Origin of the sequence: Kitasatospora sp. NPDC098663 (assembly GCF_044760075.1) — a bacterium.
Classification (GTDB): domain Bacteria; phylum Actinomycetota; class Actinomycetes; order Streptomycetales; family Streptomycetaceae; genus Kitasatospora.
In genome coordinates this window covers 213,113-231,785 of the sequence record NZ_JBIWAP010000006.1, presented here as the reverse complement: position 1 = coordinate 231,785, position 18,673 = coordinate 213,113, and the positions used below count along the sequence as shown (strand labels likewise).

At 72.5% G+C, this 18,673-nt stretch carries 21 protein-coding genes and 1 riboswitch; of the genes, 3 read left to right on the top strand and 18 right to left on the bottom strand.

What is annotated here, in order from left to right; translation table 11 throughout:
• Positions 1 to 16: 16 nt before the first annotated feature.
• From carB to pyrR, 6 genes are read right to left on the bottom strand one after another with little or no spacing between them, the layout of a single operon-like run.
• The gene (gene carB, locus ACIQVZ_RS09135; RefSeq protein WP_350877837.1) at positions 17 to 3,325 is read right to left on the bottom strand and encodes a carbamoyl-phosphate synthase large subunit; all 3,309 of its coding nucleotides are present in this window, start codon (positions 3,323 to 3,325) and stop codon (positions 17 to 19) included.
• Positions 3,318 to 4,535: a glutamine-hydrolyzing carbamoyl-phosphate synthase small subunit gene (carA, locus tag ACIQVZ_RS09130; RefSeq protein WP_402448325.1), complete on the bottom strand. Its 1,218-nt coding sequence runs from the start codon at positions 4,533 to 4,535 to the stop codon at positions 3,318 to 3,320. The genes carB and carA overlap by 8 nt, the downstream gene beginning before the upstream one ends.
• Positions 4,532 to 5,098, bottom strand: a complete 567-nt coding sequence (locus tag ACIQVZ_RS09125) for a hypothetical protein (protein ID WP_363618295.1) — start codon at positions 5,096 to 5,098, stop codon at positions 4,532 to 4,534. The genes carA and ACIQVZ_RS09125 overlap by 4 nt, the downstream gene beginning before the upstream one ends.
• Positions 5,095 to 6,399, bottom strand: a complete 1,305-nt coding sequence (locus tag ACIQVZ_RS09120; RefSeq protein WP_402448322.1) for a dihydroorotase — start codon at positions 6,397 to 6,399, stop codon at positions 5,095 to 5,097. Before ACIQVZ_RS09120 ends, ACIQVZ_RS09125 begins: the two co-directional genes overlap by 4 nt.
• A complete protein-coding gene (locus ACIQVZ_RS09115; RefSeq protein ID WP_350877841.1) occupies positions 6,396 to 7,370 on the bottom strand; it encodes an aspartate carbamoyltransferase catalytic subunit in 975 nt (324 codons plus the stop codon). Before ACIQVZ_RS09115 ends, ACIQVZ_RS09120 begins: the two co-directional genes overlap by 4 nt.
• A 5-nt stretch (positions 7,371 to 7,375) precedes the next feature.
• Entirely contained in the window at positions 7,376 to 7,999 is a 624-nt protein-coding gene (pyrR, locus tag ACIQVZ_RS09110) for a bifunctional pyr operon transcriptional regulator/uracil phosphoribosyltransferase PyrR (RefSeq protein WP_350877842.1), read from the bottom strand.
• 330 nt (positions 8,000 to 8,329) lie between these two features.
• On the opposite strand from pyrR, the gene ACIQVZ_RS09105 reads away from it, so the two are divergent.
• Positions 8,330 to 8,833: a transcriptional regulator gene (locus ACIQVZ_RS09105; protein WP_031072501.1), complete on the top strand. Its 504-nt coding sequence runs from the start codon at positions 8,330 to 8,332 to the stop codon at positions 8,831 to 8,833.
• A gap of 124 nt (positions 8,834 to 8,957) precedes the next feature.
• Here the strand turns inward: ACIQVZ_RS09105 and ACIQVZ_RS09100 are convergent, their stop codons facing one another.
• From ACIQVZ_RS09100 to rpmB, 10 genes are all read right to left on the bottom strand, one after another.
• Positions 8,958 to 9,899 carry a hypothetical protein gene (locus tag ACIQVZ_RS09100; protein ID WP_402448319.1) on the bottom strand — a complete coding sequence of 314 codons (942 nt, stop codon included), beginning with the start codon at positions 9,897 to 9,899 and terminating at the stop codon, positions 8,958 to 8,960.
• Between the two features lie 220 nt (positions 9,900 to 10,119).
• Positions 10,120 to 10,947 (bottom strand): thioesterase family protein, encoded by an 828-nt coding sequence (locus ACIQVZ_RS09095; RefSeq protein WP_402448317.1) that lies wholly within the window; start codon positions 10,945 to 10,947, stop codon positions 10,120 to 10,122.
• Positions 10,948 to 11,106: 159 nt separating this feature from the next.
• On the bottom strand, positions 11,107 to 11,544 hold the full coding sequence (gene nusB / locus ACIQVZ_RS09090) for a transcription antitermination factor NusB (protein WP_063346766.1): 438 nt from the start codon (positions 11,542 to 11,544) through the stop codon (positions 11,107 to 11,109).
• Positions 11,545 to 11,548: 4 nt separating this feature from the next.
• Complete coding sequence (gene efp / locus ACIQVZ_RS09085; RefSeq protein WP_402448314.1) at positions 11,549 to 12,112, bottom strand: elongation factor P; 564 nt, start codon at positions 12,110 to 12,112, stop codon at positions 11,549 to 11,551.
• A gap of 79 nt (positions 12,113 to 12,191) precedes the next feature.
• Positions 12,192 to 13,298, bottom strand: a complete 1,107-nt coding sequence (locus ACIQVZ_RS09080; RefSeq protein ID WP_350877846.1) for an aminopeptidase P family protein — start codon at positions 13,296 to 13,298, stop codon at positions 12,192 to 12,194.
• 90 nt (positions 13,299 to 13,388) lie between these two features.
• On the bottom strand, positions 13,389 to 13,562 hold the full coding sequence (gene rpmF, locus ACIQVZ_RS09075) for a 50S ribosomal protein L32 (RefSeq protein ID WP_063346769.1): 174 nt from the start codon (positions 13,560 to 13,562) through the stop codon (positions 13,389 to 13,391).
• Between the two features lie 38 nt (positions 13,563 to 13,600).
• Entirely contained in the window at positions 13,601 to 13,837 is a 237-nt protein-coding gene (rpsR, locus tag ACIQVZ_RS09070) for a 30S ribosomal protein S18 (RefSeq protein ID WP_350877847.1), read from the bottom strand.
• Positions 13,838 to 13,849: 12 nt separating this feature from the next.
• Entirely contained in the window at positions 13,850 to 15,016 is a 1,167-nt protein-coding gene (locus tag ACIQVZ_RS09065) for a CobW family GTP-binding protein (protein WP_402448310.1), read from the bottom strand.
• Positions 15,017 to 15,021: 5 nt separating this feature from the next.
• Positions 15,022 to 15,327: a 30S ribosomal protein S14 gene (gene rpsN, locus ACIQVZ_RS09060; RefSeq protein ID WP_350877849.1), complete on the bottom strand. Its 306-nt coding sequence runs from the start codon at positions 15,325 to 15,327 to the stop codon at positions 15,022 to 15,024.
• Positions 15,327 to 15,563, bottom strand: a complete 237-nt coding sequence (gene rpmB, locus ACIQVZ_RS09055) for a 50S ribosomal protein L28 (RefSeq protein ID WP_402448308.1) — start codon at positions 15,561 to 15,563, stop codon at positions 15,327 to 15,329. Before rpmB ends, rpsN begins: the two co-directional genes overlap by 1 nt.
• A 125-nt stretch (positions 15,564 to 15,688) precedes the next feature.
• Between rpmB and rpmG the strand changes: the two genes are divergently transcribed.
• Complete coding sequence (rpmG, locus tag ACIQVZ_RS09050) at positions 15,689 to 15,853, top strand: 50S ribosomal protein L33 (protein ID WP_402448305.1); 165 nt, start codon at positions 15,689 to 15,691, stop codon at positions 15,851 to 15,853.
• 112 nt (positions 15,854 to 15,965) lie between these two features.
• On the opposite strand, the gene ACIQVZ_RS09045 is transcribed toward rpmG, so the two are convergent.
• Complete coding sequence (locus ACIQVZ_RS09045) at positions 15,966 to 17,081, bottom strand: HoxN/HupN/NixA family nickel/cobalt transporter (RefSeq protein WP_402448303.1); 1,116 nt, start codon at positions 17,079 to 17,081, stop codon at positions 15,966 to 15,968.
• Between the two features lie 29 nt (positions 17,082 to 17,110).
• Positions 17,111 to 17,325, bottom strand: a riboswitch (cobalamin riboswitch).
• A gap of 81 nt (positions 17,326 to 17,406) precedes the next feature.
• Between ACIQVZ_RS09045 and ACIQVZ_RS09040 the strand changes: the two genes are divergently transcribed.
• The gene (locus tag ACIQVZ_RS09040; RefSeq protein ID WP_402448301.1) at positions 17,407 to 17,790 is read left to right on the top strand and encodes an ArsR/SmtB family transcription factor; all 384 of its coding nucleotides are present in this window, start codon (positions 17,407 to 17,409) and stop codon (positions 17,788 to 17,790) included.
• Positions 17,791 to 17,809: 19 nt separating this feature from the next.
• Here the strand turns inward: ACIQVZ_RS09040 and ACIQVZ_RS09035 are convergent, their stop codons facing one another.
• Positions 17,810 to 18,619 carry a DNA-formamidopyrimidine glycosylase family protein gene (locus ACIQVZ_RS09035; protein WP_350877854.1) on the bottom strand — a complete coding sequence of 270 codons (810 nt, stop codon included), beginning with the start codon at positions 18,617 to 18,619 and terminating at the stop codon, positions 17,810 to 17,812.
• Positions 18,620 to 18,673 lie beyond the last annotated feature (54 nt).

The window sequence follows — 18,673 nt, the reverse complement described above, 5'->3', positions numbered from 1 at the left end:
CCCCACTGCGGTGGTGCTACTTGCGGCCGGCGTTGATCAGCGCGGCGTGCTCCTGGAGCGACATCACCCCGACCTCGTCGCGCAGCAGCGCGTCCATGCCCTGGACGGCCGCGCCCATCGCCTGGACCGTGGTCAGGCAGGGCACGCCGCGGGACACGGCGGCGGTGCGGATCTCGTAGCCGTCGAGGCGCCCGCCGGTGCCGTACGGCGTGTTGATGATGAGGTCGACCTCACCGTCGTGGATCAGCTGGACGATGGTCCGCTCGCCGCCCGGGCCCTCGCCCTCGCTGTGCTTGCGCACCAGCGTGGACGGGATGCCGCCGCGGTGCAGCACCTCGGCGGTGCCGGCGGTGGCGAGCACCTCGAAGCCGAGGCCGACCAGCGCGCGGGCCGGGAAGACCAGGTTGCGCTTGTCCCGGTTGGCGACCGAGACGAAGACCTTGCCCTTGGTCGGCAGCGCGCCGTAGGCGCCGGCCTGGGCCTTGGCGTAGGCCGTGCCGAAGACCTTGTCGATGCCCATGACCTCGCCGGTCGAGCGCATCTCCGGGCCGAGCACGGTGTCCACGCCGCGGCCGTGGATGTCACGGAAGCGGCTCCACGGCATCACGGCCTCCTTGACCGCGATCGGCGCGTCGGCCGGCAGCGTGCCGCCGTCGCCCTCGGCCGGGAGCAGGCCCTCGGCGCGCAGCTCGGCGATGGTGGCGCCGAGCGAGATCCGGGCGGCGGCCTTGGCCAGCGGCACGGCGGTCGCCTTGGAGGTGAACGGCACGGTGCGGGAGGCGCGCGGGTTGGCCTCCAGCACGTACAGGATGTCCCCGGCCAGCGCGAACTGGATGTTGATCAGGCCGCGGACGCCGACGCCGCGCGCGATGGCCTCGGTGGAGGTGCGCAGGCGCTTGATGTCGTAGCCGCCAAGGGTGATCGGGGGCAGCGCGCAGGCGGAGTCGCCGGAGTGGATGCCGGCCTCCTCGATGTGCTCCATGACGCCGCCGAGGTAGAGCTCGGTGCCGTCGTACAGCGCGTCGACGTCGATCTCCACCGCGTCGTCGAGGAAGCGGTCGATGAGCACCGGGTGCTCGGAGATCAGGCCGGCGTGGCGCTCCAGGTAGGAGGCGAGCGAGGCCTCGTCGTAGACGATCTCCATGCCGCGGCCGCCGAGCACGTACGACGGGCGGGCGAGCACCGGGTAGCCGATCTCGTCGGCGATGGCCTTGGCCTCGGCGAAGGAGAAGGCGGTGCCGTGCTTGGGGGCGGGCAGGCCGGCGTCGCGCAGCACGCGGCCGAAGGCGCCGCGCTCCTCGGCGAGGTCGATCGCCTCGGGCTGGGTGCCGACGATCGGCACGCCGTTGTCCTTGAGCGCCTGGGCCAGGCCGAGCGGGGTCTGGCCGCCGAGCTGGACGATCACGCCGGCCAGCGGGCCGGCCTGCTGCTCGGCGTGGACGATCTCCAGCACGTCCTCCAGGGTGAGCGGCTCGAAGTAGAGCCGGTCGGAGGTGTCGTAGTCGGTGGAGACGGTCTCCGGGTTGCAGTTGACCATCACGGTCTCGTACCCGGCGTCGGCCAGCGCGAAGGAGGCGTGCACGCAGGAGTAGTCGAACTCGATGCCCTGGCCGATGCGGTTCGGGCCGGAGCCGAGGATGATCACGGCCGGCTTGGTGCGCGGGGCGACCTCGTTCTCCTCGTCGTAGGACGAGTAGAAGTACGGGGTCTTGGCGGCGAACTCGGCGGCGCAGGTGTCGACGGTCTTGAACACCGGGCGGATGCCGAGCGCGTGCCGGACCTCGCGGACGACGTCCGGCTTCAGGCCGCGGATCTCGCCGATCTGCTGGTCGGAGAAGCCGTGCCGCTTGGCGTGGCGCAGCAGCTCGGGGGTGAGCTTCGCGGCCTCGGTCAGCTCGGCGGCGATCTCGTCGAGCACGAAGAGCTGGTCGACGAACCACGGGTCGATCTTGGTGGCCTCGAACACCTCCTCCGGCGTGGCGCCGGCCCGGATGGCCTGCATCACGGTGTTGATCCGGCCGTCGGTCGGCACGACCGCCTTGGCCAGCAGCTCGGCCTTGTCGCCGACCGGGCCGGTCCAGGAGAACTGGGAGCCCTTCTTCTCCAGCGAGCGCAGCGCCTTCTGCAGCGCCTCGGGGAAGTTGCGGCCCATGGCCATGGCCTCGCCGACCGACTTCATGGTGGTGGTCAGCGTGGCGTCGGCGCTCGGGAACTTCTCGAACGCGAACCGGGGGACCTTCACCACGACGTAGTCGAGGGCCGGCTCGAAGGAGGCCGGGGTCTGCTCGGTGATGTCGTTGGGGATCTCGTCGAGCGTGTAGCCCACGGCCAGCTTGGCGGCGATCTTGGCGATCGGGAAGCCGGTCGCCTTCGAGGCCAGCGCCGAGGAGCGCGACACCCGCGGGTTCATCTCGATGACGATGACCCGGCCGCTGTCGGGGTTGACGGCGAACTGGATGTTGCAGCCGCCGGTGTCGACGCCGACCTCGCGGATCACGGCGATGCCGATGTCGCGCAGGATCTGGTACTCACGGTCGGTGAGGGTCATCGCCGGGGCGACGGTGATCGAGTCACCGGTGTGCACGCCCATCGGGTCGAAGTTCTCGATGGAGCAGACGACCACGACGTTGTCGTTCTTGTCGCGCATCAGCTCCAGCTCGTACTCCTTCCAGCCGAGGATGGACTCCTCCAGGAGCACCTCGGTGGTCGGCGAGAGGGCCAGGCCCTGGCCGGCGATGCGGCGCAGGTCCTCCTCGTCGTGGGCGAAGCCGGAGCCGGCGCCGCCCATGGTGAAGGAGGGGCGCACGACGACCGGGTAGCCGCCGAGCGTGTCGACGCCGGCCAGCACGTCGTCCATCGAGTGGCAGATGACCGAGCGGGCGGACTCGCCGTGGCCGATCTTGGCGTTGACCGCCTCGACGACGCCCTTGAACAGCTGGCGGTCCTCGCCCTTGTTGATCGCCACCACGTCGGCGCCGATCAGCTCGACGCCGTACTTGTCCAGCGTGCCGGCCGAGTGCAGGGAGATCGCGGTGTTGAGCGCGGTCTGCCCGCCGAGGGTCGGCAGCAGCGCGTCGGGGCGCTCCTTGGCGATGATCCGCTCGACGAACTCCGGGGTGATCGGCTCGACGTAGGTGGCGTCGGCGATCTCCGGGTCGGTCATGATCGTGGCCGGGTTGGAGTTGACCAGCACGACCCGCAGGCCCTCGGCCTTGAGGACGCGGCAGGCCTGCGTGCCCGAGTAGTCGAACTCGGCGGCCTGGCCGATCACGATCGGGCCGGACCCGATCACCAGGACGGACTTGATGTCAGTGCGCTTAGGCACGCTGGCCCTCCATGAGCTTCACGCTGTGCTTGTCGTCGCCTCGCATGAGCTCGACGAACCGGTCGAAGAGGTAGGCCGCGTCGTGCGGGCCGGCCGCCGCTTCGGGGTGGTACTGCACGCTGAAGGCGGGGACGTCGAGCGCCTGGAGGCCCTCGACCACGTCGTCGTTGAGGCAGACGTGGGAGACCTCGACCCGCCCGAAGGGGGTGTCGCTCACCCGGTCCAGCGGTGCGTCCACGGCGAAGCCGTGGTTGTGCGCGGTCACCTCGACCTTGCCGGTGGTGCGGTCCTGCACCGGCTGGTTGATGCCGCGGTGGCCGTACTTGAGCTTGTAGGTGCCGAAGCCCAGTGCGCGGCCGAGGATCTGGTTGCCGAAGCAGATCCCGAAGAACGGGGTCCCGCGCTCCAGCACGCCCTGCGCGACAGCGACCTGGTGGTCGGCGGTGGCCGGGTCGCCCGGGCCGTTGGAGAAGAACACGCCGTCCGGCTGGACCGCGTAGAGGTCCTCCAGGGTGGAGTCGGCCGGCAGCACGTGCACCTCGATGCCGCGCTCGGCCATCCGCTGCGGGGTCATCCCCTTGATGCCGAGGTCCAGCGCGGCGACGGTGAACTCCGCAGTGCCGATGGGCAGGGCTTCGCCGCCGGGACCGATCGCGGGCACGACGTACGCCTCGGTGGTGGCCACCTCGGCGCACAGGTCGGCGCCCTTCATCTCGGGCGACTGCTGCACCCGGGCGAGCAGTTCGGCCTGGTCGGTCAGCGCCTCGCCGGAGAAGATGCCGCAGCGCATCGCGCCGCGCTCGCGCAGGTGGCGGGTGAGCGCCCGGGTGTCGATGCCGCTGATGCCGACGACGCCCTGGCGGACGAGCTCCTCGTCCAGCGAGCGGGTGGAGCGCCAGTTGGACGCCACCCGGGCGGGGTCGCGCACGACGTACCCGGCGACCCAGATCCGCCCGGACTCGTCGTCCTCGTCGTTCCAGCCGGTGTTGCCGATCTGCGGGGCGGTCATCACGACCACCTGGCGGTGGTACGACGGGTCGGTGAGGGTCTCCTGGTAGCCGGACATACCGGTGTTGAAGACGGCCTCGCCGAAGGTCTCGCCGGTCGCGCCGTAGGCCTCGCCGCGGAAGGTCCGGCCGTCCTCCAGGACGAGCACGGCGGGGGTGCGCTCCCGCCGTCGGCGCTGCGTGGTGGGGGCAGGTGCGGTCATTGAGCGGCCTCTTCCGTCTTCGTCTTCGTACGTGTTGCGAGTTGGGCGATCGCCTCGACCCAGGCGGCGTGCTCGTCCGGGTGGTCGGCCCGGAAGCCCGAGTCCAGCTCGGTGCCCTCGTGCGTCCAGGTGACGACGAGCAGCCCGGCCGGGACGACCTTGCCGGCGATCCCGGAGTCCGTGCGGGCACCGGTCAGGTGCTCGGCCGGGATCCAGAGGTCGACGTCACCGGGGCGCCGCACCAGCAGGCCGTCCTCGCCGAGGGTGAGGTCGGCGCGGCTGCGGGTGCCCAGGCCGTGCGCGACGACCCGGTCGAGCCAGTTCCCGGCGGTGGTGGAGCCGTGGTACCGCCCGCTGGTCTCCAGGATGGTCCGCCCGGCGCCGGCCGGCACGGCGGGCAGCGGCGGGATGCCGGACTGGAGGGTGCGCCGCCAGTTCCAGCCCTGCCGCATCAGCCAGTAGACGAGCCCGATGACGATCAGCAGGCCGACGGCCCAGCCGATGTACCCGGGCCAGTTGGTGACCTTGGCCTGCTCCTGGGCGAGCGCGGCCGGGCCGGTCACGCCGCCCCGCCCTGCTCGGCCAGCTCGCCGGCCAGCACGGTGGCGCGCCCGCGCAGGAAGGTGGCGTGCACCCGTCCGGGCAGGTCAAGGCCCTTGTAGGGGGTGTTGCGGCTACGGGTGGCGAAGCTGTCCGGGTTCACGGCACCACGGTACGCGGGATCGAACAGCACCAGGTTGGCCGGCTCACCGACCGAGACGGGACGGCCCTGTCCGGCGAGACGGCCGATCCGGGCCGGGCGGTGCGACATGCGGTCGGCGACGCCCTCCCAGTTCAGCAGGCCGGTGTCCACCATGGTCTGCTGCACGACCGACAGCGCGGTCTCCAGGCCGACCATGCCCATCGCGGCGACGGCCCACTCGCAGTCCTTGTCCTCGTCCGGGTGCGGCGCGTGGTCGGTGGCGACGGCGTCGATGGTGCCGTCCGCGAGCGCCTTGCGCAGCGCCTGGACGTCCTCGGCGGTGCGCAGCGGCGGGTTGACCTTGTAGACCGGGTCGTAGGAGCGGACCAGCTCGTCGGTGAGCAGCAGGTGGTGCGGGGTGACCTCGGCGGTGACGTCCCAGCCCTTGGCCTTGGCCCAGCGGATGATCTCGACCGAGCCGGCGGTGGAGACGTGGCAGACGTGCAGCCGGGAGCCGACGTGCGCGGCGAGCAGCACGTCCCGCGCGATGATCGACTCCTCGGCGACGGCCGGCCAGCCGCCGAGCCCGAGCTCGCCGGAGACCTGGCCCTCGTTCATCTGGGCGCCCTCGGTGAGCCGCGGCTCCTGGGCGTGCTGGGCGACGACGCCGTCGAAGGCCTTGACGTACTCCAGGGCGCGGCGCATCAGCACCGCGTCGTCCACGCACTTGCCGTCGTCGGAGAAGACCCGCACGTTCGCGGCGGACTCGTGCATCGCGCCCAGTTCGGCGAGCTTGTTGCCCTCCAGGCCGACGGTGACGGCGCCGACCGGCTGCACGTCGCAGTAGCCGGCCTCCTGGCCGAGCCGCCAGACCTGCTCGACCACGCCGGCGGTGTCGGCCACCGGGGTGGTGTTGGCCATCGCGTGCACGGCGGTGAAGCCGCCCATCGCGGCGGCCCGGGTGCCGGTGAGCACGGTCTCGGCGTCCTCGCGGCCGGGCTCGCGCAGGTGGGTGTGCAGGTCGACGAGACCGGGCAGCACGATCAGGCCGCCGGCGTCGATCTCGACGTCCGCCTCGACCGCCAGGTCGGTGCCGATCGCCTTGATCACACCGTCGGCGAGGTGGAGGTCCTGCGGGGCACCGCCGAGGATCTGGGCGTTGCGGATCAGGTAGGTGGTCACTGAGCGGTCTCCACGGAGTCGGTGCGGGCGTCGTTGAGGGTGGCTCCCCCGAGCAGCAGGTACAGGACGGCCATCCGGACCGACACGCCGTTGGCGACCTGCTCGACCACGGTGCAGCGCGGGGAGTCGGCGACCTCGGCGGTGATCTCCATGCCGCGCACCATCGGGCCGGGGTGCATCACGATGGCGTGCTCGGGCAGCTGGGACATCCGGGTGCCGTTCAGGCCGTAGCGGCGGCTGTACTCGCGCTCGGTCGGGAAGAACGCGGCGTTCATCCGCTCGCGCTGCACCCGCAGCATCATCACCGCGTCCGTCTTGGGGAGCACGCGGTCCAGGTCGTAGCTGACCTCGCAGGGCCAGTTCTCGATGCCGATCGGCAGCAGCGTCGGCGGGGCGACGAAGGTGACCTGGGCACCGAGGGTGGTCAGCAGGTGCACGTTGGAACGGGCGACCCGGCTGTGCAGGATGTCGCCGACCATGGTCACCCGGCGCCCGGCGAGGTCGTTGCCCAGCCCGGCGTTGAGGTGGCGGCGCATGGTGAAGGCGTCGAGCAGCGCCTGGGTGGGGTGCTCGTGGGTGCCGTCACCGGCGTTGATCACGCTGCCGTGCAGCCAGTCGGACTGGGCGAGGCGGGCCGGCGCGCCCGAGGCGTGGTGCCGGACGACGACCGCGTCGGCGCCCATCGCCTGGAGGGTGAGCGCGGTGTCCTTGAGGCTCTCGCCCTTGGAGACCGAGGAGCCCTTGGCGGAGAAGTTGATGACGTCGGCGGAGAGCCGCTTCTCGGCGACCTCGAAGGAGGTCTTGGTACGGGTCGAGTCCTCGAAGAAGAGGTTGACGACGGTCCGGCCGCGCAGCGTGGGCAGCTTCTTGACGGCCCGTCCGGAGAGCTGGGCGAGCTCCTCGGCGGTGTCCAGGATCAGCAGCGCGTCGTCGCGGGTGAGATCGGCGGCGGAGACGAGGTGGCGCTTCACGCGGGTTACTCCGGGAGGTGCGGTTCGGACGGCTGGGAGGCCAGGGCCTGCGAGGAGCGTTCGTTGTAGTCGCGGTCGCCGACCAGCACGGCGTCCACGCCGTCGCTGTCGGACAGGCGCACCTGCACGGCCTCGCGCAGCGAGGTGGGGAGGTTCTTGCCCACGTAGTCGGCGCGGATCGGCAGCTCGCGGTGGCCGCGGTCGACCAGGACGGCGAGCTGGACGGCGCGCGGGCGGCCGATGTCGTTCAGCGCGTCGAGCGCGGCCCGGATGGTGCGGCCGGAGAAGAGCACGTCGTCGACGAGGATGACGAGCTTGCCGTCGATGCCGCCGGACGGGATCTCGGTGTGCTCCAGGGCGCGGGCGGGCTTGAGCCGCAGGTCGTCCCGGTACATGGTGATGTCCAGGGCACCCAGCGGGATCTCGCGCCCGGTGATCTGGGCCAGCCGGCCGTGCAGGCGGCGGGCGAGGTGGACGCCCCTGGTGTGGATGCCGAGCAGCACGACGTCCTCGGCGCCCTTGGCGCGCTCGACGATCTCGTGCGCTATCCGGGTGACGACCCGGGCGATGTCCGTGCCGTCCAGCACCTGGTGCGGCGGTCGCGGCGTCGAATCCTGGTGTGTGGTCATGCCGAAGCGGACCTCCTTCCCCGCCTCACTGGACGGGCCTTAAAGGATGTCTGGGACTGCCCCCGCCGACCGGGCGCGGGCTTCGAGCCATCCTAGCAGCGGGCCGAGGGGCAATCGGACACGCACCATTCCGCTTCGCCGGGTTCACGCCCCGGACGCGCCGCGGATGCGGGCCATTCGCACGACTGCCCCATTCGGCTTGACGCAGCTACCTTACTCTACGTAACCTCACAGTGAGTTACGAGACGGACGTCGGACCCACCGGTAACGGCGTCGGCAATCGTCCGTGGCCCACCACTGAACGCGAAGCAATCTCGTCCGGGGAGACCAATGTCCAGCGACTACGCGAAGCAACTCGGAGGCAAGCTCCGAGCGATCCGCACTCAGCAGGGTCTCTCCCTGCACGGTGTCGAGGAGAAGTCCCAGGGGCGCTGGAAGGCAGTCGTCGTCGGCTCGTACGAGCGCGGCGACCGTGCGGTCACCGTGCAGCGGCTGGCCGAGCTGGCGGAGTTCTACGGCGTCCCGGTGCAGGAGCTGCTGCCCGGCGGCACCCCCGGCGGCGCGGCCGAGCCGCCGCCGCGCCTGGTGCTCGACCTGGAGAGACTGACCCAGGTCCCGTCCGAGAAGGCCGGCCCGCTGCAGCGCTACGCGGCGACGATCCAGAGCCAGCGCGGTGACTACAACGGCAAGGTGCTGTCGATCCGCCAGGACGACCTGCGCACCCTGGCGGTCATCTACGACCAGTCGCCGTCGATCCTCACCGAGCAGCTGATCTCCTGGGGCGTGCTGAACCCCGACGCGCGCCGCGCGGTGCGCGAGGAGGAGGCGAGCTGACGCTCGCCGCACCGGCTCCCGTCGGCTCGGTCCACGGTCCGGGCCACGCTCCGGGCCTTGCAGAAACGTCACGGCGCGGCACCCCGCATCCCGGGGGCCGCGCCGTCGCGCGTCCACGGCCGGCTCAGCAGACCGTCCCCAGGCTGTAGCCGGGCTGCGCCGCCACGCCGTCCAGCCGCACCGGCCCGGCCGCCGGCGCCCAGTCCTGCCCGCCGCTCGACCAGGCCCAGGAGGCCGGCAGGAAGTGCTCGTCAGCGGCCGCGCCACGGGCGCCGCCCGCCGCCACCGAGCCCTGCGAGCCGTGCAGCACCGCCACCCCCGGCAGCTCCAGCGCCAATCCGGCGCACAGCACCGCGCAGACCAGCTCCAGGTCCTCGTCGTTGATCCGGACGACGCCGTCCTCCCACTGCAGCACCCGGGCCGCCGCGGTCAGCCGCCCGCCCGGGGCGTCCACCCGAAGCCGCAGCTCGTACACCCCGGCGCCCGCGCCGACCAGCATCCGGCGGAACACCTCGGCGCCGCGCTGGCGGGCGGCGCGCACCCAGCGGGCGTGGTCCTCGTCGACCTCGCCCGCGGCGCCGGACAGGCCGCCGTCCAGCAGCAGGTCGGCGTGGCAGAGCGTCAGCCCGTTCTCCCGGGCCCGGACCAGGCGCGGCACGAAGTCCCCGGCCAGTTCCTCGCCCTGATAGGCCAGCAGCTGGGTCTGCAACGGCGGATTGACCAGGTAGCGGTCGCGGGCGAGCGGCTCGGCCGGGTCCAGCCCGTGCAGCACGCAGAACTCCGCGAAGTCCTGCGGGTGGAACATCCGGGCCCGCACGGTGTCGAAGCGCTCCAGGGCGTCGGCCAGCAGCTCGGCGGTCTCGGCCAGGTACTGCTCGTGGTCGGCGGCGTTCGACAGCCCCCAGGCGCGGGCCCGGGCGAAGTCGGCCGCGCTGGTCAGGATCCCGATGACGAACGCCTGCTCGGCCCCCTCGGCCCGCCGCCGCTGGTGCGGCGCCCGCACCGTGGGTCGCGGGCCGCCGGCGGTGCAGTCGGAGTTGCGGCGGGCACGGCCGTTGCGGCTCATGCGCCCACCTCGCTGCGCTCGGCACGGGCATGCGCCCCTGCGCGCCTCTCGGTGGTTCGCTCGCTGCGCTCGCTCACGGGATGGCTCCTGGCATCGACGGGTACCGTCGGCGGGTGACGGTCAGCGGCCGGCTCGCCGCTGACCGTCTATCTCCCCATCCGCGCGCGCCGCACACGTACGGCGTGTCACAGGAATGTAACCGACGGTAAGACGATGTGATTCACGCCGTCCGCGGCACCCGGGCCAGCTGGCGGGACTGCGCGACCAGGCGGCCGGACGAGTCCCAGACCTCGGCGTCCTCCTCGAAGTACCCGCCGGCCACGTTGCGCGTGGCGTGGGTGACCCGCAGCCAGCCCGGGACCGGCCTGGCCCGCAGGTGGACGGTCAGTTCGACGGTCGGGGCCCAGCCGGGCATGCCCAGGTCGAAGGTCACCGGCGGCAGCGCGTCGGCGACCAGCAGGAGCAGCAGCGGGTCGGGATCGCGACCGTCGGCGAGCCGGAACCAGCCCTGGATCCGCCCGTTGCCGGACGGCTGCCCGAGCGCCCAGCCGATGGTGGCCGGGTCCAGCCGCAGGTCGAAGCGCTCCAGCAGCTCGGCCTGGGCGATCAGCTCCCGGGGCGCGTGCTCGACGCCGATGCACTGGTCCGGCGGCGGCAGCTGCGGCGGCTGGGCGCTGGTGCGCACCTCGCCGTCGGCGGTGGAGAGGTCGCCGTGGCTGGCGACCACCCGCAGCCGCTCCACGCCGTCCTGGCTGAGCGAGGCGGTGCCGGTGGAGAGCCCGCGGCCGGTGCGCAGCACCTCGGTGCGGACGGTGGCCGGGCCGGGCGTGGAGGCGGACAGGTAGTAACCACTGATCGACACCGGGTCGGGGTGGTCGCCGTGCTCCAGCGACAGCGCGTGTCCGGCGACGGCGAGCAGCAGCCCGCCGTTGACCCCGCCGCCGATCTGCCAGCCGGCACCGAGTTCGGCCTCGTAGCGGCCGGGCTCGTCAGGGTGCCGGGTCAGGGCGATGCCCTGGTCGAACTCGCTGCGGGTCGCGGTGGTCATGGGGGTGGCCTGCCCTTCACTGCGGGTTTCCGAACGCCAAGTTACTGGCGAGTAGGGCACCACCTTACGCCGCCCGGGTGAAACGCGCGACGGCCGCCGGACCCGGAATCCGGGTCCGGCGGCCGTACTGCGGGTCTCACCGCCACCAGTGGTCGGGACCTACCGGCGGATGCTCGGCTTCAGCTCCAGGAAGCGGGCGAGCAGGCCGTTGACGAACGCCGGGGAGTCGTCCGTGGAGAACTCCTTGGCGATCTCCACGGCCTCGTCCAGGACGACCGCGTCCGGGACGCCGTCCTCCCAGATCAGCTCGTAGGCGCCGAGCCGCAGGACGTTGCGGTCCACGATCGGCATCCGGTCGAGGGTCCAGCCCACCGCGTACTGCGAGATCAGGTCGTCGATCCGGCGAGCGTGCTGGACGTACCCCTCGATCAACTCCATGGTGTACTCGCCGACCTGCGGGGTGCCCTCGTCGGGCTTCGGCTCGCGGGCGCGAGCCACCCAGTCCGCGAGGACCCGCTGCGGGTCGACCCCGCGGTGGTCGGCCTCGAAGAGGATCTGGAAGGCCCGGGTACGGGCCTTGCTACGTGCGGCCGACACGGACTTACTTCACCCGGCCGAGGTAGCTGCCGTCGCGGGTGTCGACCTTGATCTTCTCGCCGGTGACGATGAAGAGCGGCACGGCGATCTCGGCGCCGGTCTCCAGCGTGGCCGGCTTGGAGCCGCCGGTGGAGCGGTCGCCCTGGACGCCCGGCTCGGTGTGGGAGATCAGCAGCTCGACGGAGGCCGGGAGCTCGATGTACAGCGGGGCGCCCTCGTACATGGCGACCAGGGCCTCGAAGCCCTCCAGCAGGTACTTGGAGGCGTCGCCGACGACGGCCGGCTCGACCACGATCTGGTCGTAGGTGTCCGTGTCCATGAACACGAAGTTCTCGCCGTCCTTGTACGAGAACTGCATGCCGCGCTTGTCGACGTTGGCGGTCTCGACCTTGGTGCCGGCGTTGAAGGTCTTGTCGACGACCTTGCCGGTCAGGACCTCCTTGAGCTTCGTGCGCACGAAGGCCGGGCCCTTGCCGGGCTTGACGTGCTGGAACTCGACGACGGACCAGAGCTTGCCGCCCTCCAGCTTGAGGACCATGCCGTTCTTGAGATCGTTCGTGGAAGCCACGGGCGCACTTACTCCTGGATATAGCTGTCAAGGAACCAAGGCTTGCGTCCTGCCGCCGACGGCCGACGGGCGGCCGCGGTCACAGGGCGAGGAGCTCCTTGGTGGTGATGGTGAGCAACTCGGGCCCGCCCTCCTCTGGGGGGCGCACCACGAGCGTGTCCTCGATCCGGACACCGCCCTTGCCCGGGAGGTGGACCCCTGGGCCGACGGTGACCGGCACGCGGCTGTCCAGTTTACCCATGTCCGACGGACCGAGGCGCGGCGCCTCCCGGATCTCCAGCCCGATGCCGTGGCCCACCGGGTGCGGGGAGGTCTCGGTGTGGCCGGCCGCCTCCAGGATCTGCCGCGCGGCCCGGTCGGGCACGTACTGCTCCACGCCCGGTCCGAGTGCCTCCCGGCCGGCCCGCTGGGCCCGGAACACCAGCCGGTGCAGTTCCACCTGCCAGGGCGCGGGGGCCGCGCCGATCACGAAGGTCCGGGCGGTGGAGACGCCGTAGCCCCGGTACTGGGCGCCCATCACCACGGTGAGGAAGTCGCCCTCCTCCACGCGGCGGTCGGTCGGCTGGTGGGCGGGCTGGCCGGAGTGGCTGCCGGTGCCGACGGACACCGGGTAGGCCGCCCGGTCCGCGCCGTGGTCGATCATCCGGCGTTCCAGCTCCATCGCCAGGTGCCGTTCGGTGCGGCCGACCAGGATCGACTCCAGCAGCTCGCCGAGCGCCTGGTCGGCGATCTCGGCGGCGATCCGCAGGTCGGCGATCTCGTGCTCGTCCTTGACCACCCGCAGCCGCTCGACCACCTGCCCCAGGTCGGCCAGCCGGGCCCCCTCCGCCAGGCTCGCCACCGCGCGGTGGCGGCTGACGGTCAGGTCGTGCTCCTCCACCGCCAGGTCCGCCACGCCCAGTCGCGCGGCGGCGGCGGTCGCCGCCAGGGCGGTGTCCGCCGCGGCCGCCACCGGTACCTGGGTGACGTCCGGCGCGATCAGGTGCTCCCCGGTGTCGTCCGCCGGCAGATCGTCGGGCACCGCCAGCAGCACCCGCTCCCGGGTCAGCAGCAGCGTCGCCCCGCAGGGGGCGCAGCCCGTCAGATACCGCACGTTCGCCGCCCGGGTGATCAGCGCCGCATCGGCCCCGGCCGCACTGCAGTGCTCCCTCACCCGCTCCCGCCGACCCGCGTACGCATCAGACATGCGTCGAGCCTACGAACCCCCACTCCGATCCGCCCGCCGAGCACCCCCGACAGGGCGCGCCCCCGCCCCCGCACGCCCCCTCCGTGGTCGCTACGCCCCTTCCGGGTCGATCAGGCCGCGGCGGTAGGCGGGGACCAGGTTCTGGGGGACGAGCAGTTCGCGGCCGTTGAGGGTGATCGGGACGAGCTTCGGGGCCTTGCCCTTCCACTGGGCCCGGCGGTGCCGGGTGTTGCTGCGGGACGTCTTGCGCTTGGGGACGGCCATCGGGGGCTCCTTGTCGGGTGGTGACGGTGGTGTGGTGGCTATCGGGTGGTGCCGGCGGCGTACGGGAGGAGGGCCGTCTCACGGGCGTTCTTGACGGCCCTGGCCACGGCGCGCTGCTGCTGGACGGTGAGCCGGGTGACGCGGCGGCTCCGGATCTTGCCGCGGTCGGAGACGAAGCGCCGCAGCAGGTCGGTGTCCTTGTAGTCGATGTACTCGATGCCGGCCGCGAACAGCGGGTTCGGCCGGGCCTTGGGCGGGTTCGGTCGCTTACGCACAGTGACGGCTCCTCAGTGAACGGGGTCGAGCAGGTCCCGGAAGGCGTCCGGCAGGGCCTTCCAGCCGGGTTCGCCGGCGGCGAGTTCGGCGTCGGTGAGCAGACAGGAGTCGAGCAGCCCGGTGACGCCGTCGACGTCCAGCCCCTCCGCGGTGAAGCTGAGCTGCTGCACCCGGTCGCCGTGCAGCGGGTGCCAGTCGAGGGCGGCGGCGGCCCGGCGGGCGGGCGGGTAGAGCTCCCAGGCGGCGTCGGGCAGGGAGGTGAGCCAGGGCCCGCACTCCTCGACGGCGAGATTGGCCCCGGCGGCGTCCCAGGCGAGCATCAGGTCGGGCCGGTTGGCCAGCCAGAAGCGGCCGCGGCTGCGCTGGGCGGCGGGGACGAGCAGCTCCAGCGCCCGGTGCAGCCGCTCGGGGTGCAGCGGGCGGCGGCGCTCCCAGACCAGCGTGGTGACGCCGGCCTCGTCGCTCTCCTGCGGGAGCAGCGCGATCGCCGGGTTGACCCGGTCGCGGGCGGCGGCGACGTCGAAGCCGCCGAGGGCGGCCCGGGTGAGCGCGCCGGTGCCGAGCCGGACGACCCGGGCGGTGGGGTGGAGCTGGCGGAGCAGCGCGAGCCCGGGCGTGTGCGCCGTCGCGCGCGGGACGGCGAGGGTGGTGGCGTACTCGACCTGGTGGGCGAGCGCCTCCGCGCGGGTCCGCTGGTCCTGGCGGGCGGTGTGCTCGCCGTGCTCCACCAGGTCGTCGGAGACGGAGAGCTCGCCGACCAGCCGGTCCGGGTCGACGGCCGTGACCACGCCCGCGAGTTCGACGGCGTCCTCCAGGTGGCGGCCGTCCGCCTCTCCCCCGGCGATCACCTCGACGGCCGGGTGCGGGTCGCTGCCGCCCCACAGTTCGACGATCGCGAGCCCGTACCGGCCCTCGTCGGCGATCCGCAGCAGTCGCGGCAGCAGGTCCTCGCGCAGGGCGCAGCAGGGGCAGTCGTTCACCAGCGGGACGTCGGCGGCGTCGAACCCGCCTCCGGTGTCGCGCAGTTCACGGTGGACGATGCCCTGCGAGGCCTCCCGCAGGTCGTGGTGGAGGACCACCGCGTCCACCCCGGCCACCGCCAACTCCCGGACGGCGGCGCGGCGTTCGTCGGCGTGCAGTCCGGCCACGACCACCACGGGCAGTTTGATCCCGTCCACGCCGCTCACCAGCTGGCCTTGCGGACGCCGGGCAGGTGGCCGGCGTGGGCGTGGACGCGGAGGTTGACCCGGGAGAGGCCGAAGGCGCGCAGGTAGCCGCGGGGGCGGCCGTCGACGGCGTCGCGGTTGCGGATCCGGGTGGCGCTGGCGTCGCGGGGCTGGCGGGCGAGTTCGGCCTGGGCGGCGGCGCGTTCGGCGGGGGCCGTGCCGGGACTGGCGATGATCCGCTTGAGCTCGGCGCGGCGCTCGGCGTACCGGGCCACGACGGCACGGCGCTGCTCGTTCTTGGCGATCTTGCTCTGCTTGGCCATCAGGCCTTCCCCCCTCGGGCGCGGATGCGGGCGACGGCGGCCTCGATGCCGATCGTGTCGATGGTGCGGATGCCCTTGGCGCTGAGGGTGAGCCGGACGTACCGGCCCTCACCGGGCAGCCAGTAGCGCTTGTGCTGGATGTTGGGGTCGAAGCGGCGGCGGGTGCGGCGGTGCGAGTGCGAGATCGCGTTGCCGAATCCGGGCCGACGGCCGGTGAGTTGGCAGTGGGCGGACATGGGTGCTCCCTGGCGTCCGGGAATGGGCAGGACGGAGCTCACGTTACACCAGATGAAAATGACTTCCATTTCGGTGTACGGTTTCGCCCCGACCCCGAACACCCCGCCAACCCGGGAGGACACCCATGGCCCGTAACGAACTGCGCCCCGTCATCAAGCTCCGCTCCACCGTCGGCACCGGCTACACGTACGTGACCCGCAAGAACCGCCGCAACGACCCGGACCGGATGGTCCTGCGCAAGTACGACCCGGTCGCGCGCCGGCACGTCGACTTCCGCGAAGAGCGCTGAACCCCGCCCGCCCGACGACCGGCACCGACCCGCGGCGACGGAACGGCGCCTCCCCCGGGATCCCGGGGGAGGCGCCGTCGCCGCCCGCTGCCGTCGCCGGTCGCAGCCGTCGCTACTCGGCGGCCGCCCAGCGCTTCTCCACCCGGGCCAGCTTCCAGTAGGCGATCGCCGCGGCCCAGACCACCACGAACAGCCCGGCGATCGCGTAGCCGACGTTGTCCAGCGAGATGCCCGCGATCCAGCCGGTGACCGGGTCGGTCAGATCGAGCTTCTCGTGCAGCACGCCGACCAGTTCGATGGTGCCGATGACGAAGGCCACCGCGATCGACAGCCCGGTGATCGTCAGGTTGTAGTAGACCTTCCGGACCGGGTTGGCGAAGGCCCACTGGTACGCGAAGTTCATGAACGTCCCGTCCAGGGTGTCGAACAGGCTCATCCCGGCCGCGAACAGCAGCGGCAGGCAGACGATCGCGTACCAGGGCAGCCCGGCCGCCGCCCCCGACCCGGCCATCACCATCAGGGTGACCTCGGTCGCGGTGTCGAAGCCCAGCCCCAGCACCATGCCCACCGGGAACATCTGCCCGGGCCGGGTGATCGACCGGGTCGCCCGGTTCAGCACCCGGGCCATGAAGCCGCGCGAGTTGAGGTGCTCCTCCAGCTGCGCCTCGTCGTACGACCCGGCCCGCATCGCCCGGAACACCTTGAGTATGCCGAGCAGCGCGGCCAGGTTGAGCGCGCCGATCAGGTAGAGGAACGCGCCGGAGGCCGTCGTGCCGACCATCCCGAGCCACTTGTGGGTGGTCGAGTCGTCGTCCATCAGCGTGCTGGCCAGCTGCGCGCCGCCCGCCACCAGGGCGGCCATCAGCACCACCATCGAGGAGTGCCCGAGGGCGAACCAGAAGCCGACCGAGACCGGCCGCTTGCCGTCCGCCATCAGCTTGCGGGTGGTGTTGTCGATCACCGCGATGTGGTCGGCGTCGAAGGCGTGCCGCATGCCGAGGGTGTACGCGGTGATCCCCAGGCCCACCCCGAAGACCTGGGTGCCGACCGCGTAGTTGTGGGGCGCGACCAGGAAGACGAGCGTCCCGAAGGCCACCACGTGCATGGCCAGGATCACCCCCATCAGCCCGGCCGTGCGAACGGTGTCCTCGCGCTTCCAGCGGAACGTGGGCAGCGCGGACGGTGTCGCCGGAGCCTCGGCAGCCGCGGCGGTTTCGGGCAGGGTCATTCGGGTCACGCTCCAGCACCTCGTGGAAACACTTCGTGAGATGCCGTGGCCGGTCTCCTGGCTTACGGGGGTCCCGTACCCGCCTTCCCAGGTGCGCGAGGCTCCCAGTGGCGTCGTGGGTACGGACGTCTCTCCATCGTCGACGATCACGATGGCCCGATCACAGTGGCGAGGGCCGCTCCGGACTGGGATCCCTGAGGATCCGTCACCGGTCTTCCCGAGCACCACGGCGGGGAACACCGTAGGGGCCAGGACCCACCCTTGCAAGGCTGCGCACCTGCGCAGGTGTCCAGGATCACAGGCCCCCTGCTGCAACAATGTGCGCATGCATCTCGTACCGGCCGACCGCGCGGGCCACCGCACCATCGACGGACACCGGGTCTGCGAGGCCATCGCCGCGATCGGCGACCCCGCGCACGTCCGCACCTGGGCCGAGCGGTTCTCCCTGCTCGCCGACCCCGGGCGGCTCGCCCTCCTGCTCGCCCTCCACCGGGCCGGCCCGCTCGCCGTCTCCGACCTCGCCGTGGCCACCGGCATGCGCGACCCCGCCGTGTCCCAGGCCCTGCGGCTGCTCCGCACCGCGGGCGTGGTGACCGGGGACAAGGACGGGCGGGTCGTGCGCTACCGGCTCGTGGACGAGTCCCTGCGCCCCCTCCTCGACGCGTGCGCCGCCGCCGAACACCACGAGCCCGGCGCGGCCTTCGGCTGACCGGCCGGGCAGGGCCTGGTCAGGCCGCCTGGCAGGCGGGGCACCAGAAGAGGTTGCGCGCGGCGTGCTGTTCCGTCCGGACGTCGGTGCCGCAGACCAGACAGGGCATCGCGGCCCGCCGGTAGACGTACACCTCGCCGCCGTGGTCGTCGACGCGCGGCGGTCGGCCCATCGCCTCGGGGGTGTGCTCGGGCCGGACGGTGTCGATCCGGCCCGCGCCGACGCCCTCGTGCATCAGGGCGACCAGGTCGGCCCAGATCGCGTCCCACTCGCCCCGGGTGAGGTCACGGCCGGCGCGGTGCGGGTTGATCCCGTGGCGGAACAGCACCTCGGCCCGGTAGACGTTGCCCACCCCGGCCAGCACCTTCTGGTCCATCAGCAGCGCGGCGACGGTCGTCCGGCTGGCCGATATCCGGCGCCAGGCGGCCTGCGGGTCGGCGTCGGCCCGCAGCGGGTCGGGGCCCAGCCGGGCGGCGACGGCGGCCTTCTCCGCGCCGGTGACCAGCGCGCAGGTGTTGGGGCCGCGCAGGTCGGCGTAGCCGTCGTCGTTGGCCAGCCGCAGCCGGACCAGGCCGACCGGCTCGGGCGCGGGCCCGGTACCGAAGGCGAAGCCGCCGTAGAGGCCGAGGTGGACGTGCACCCAGCCGCCCTCCTCGAAGCCGAGGAACAGGTGCTTGCCGACGGCTTCGGCCGCGGTGAGCAGCTGCCCGTCGATGGCCTTGGCCTCGTCGGCGAACCGGCCCTGCGGGCTGGACACCTCGACCGGGCGGCCGCCGAAGGCCTTCCGGTTCTCGGCGGCGAGGCGGTGGATGATGTGGCCTTCCGGCACGGGCGTCAGCTCCCCCGGGGTGGTTCGATCAGGACCCGCCCATCATCGCAGTCG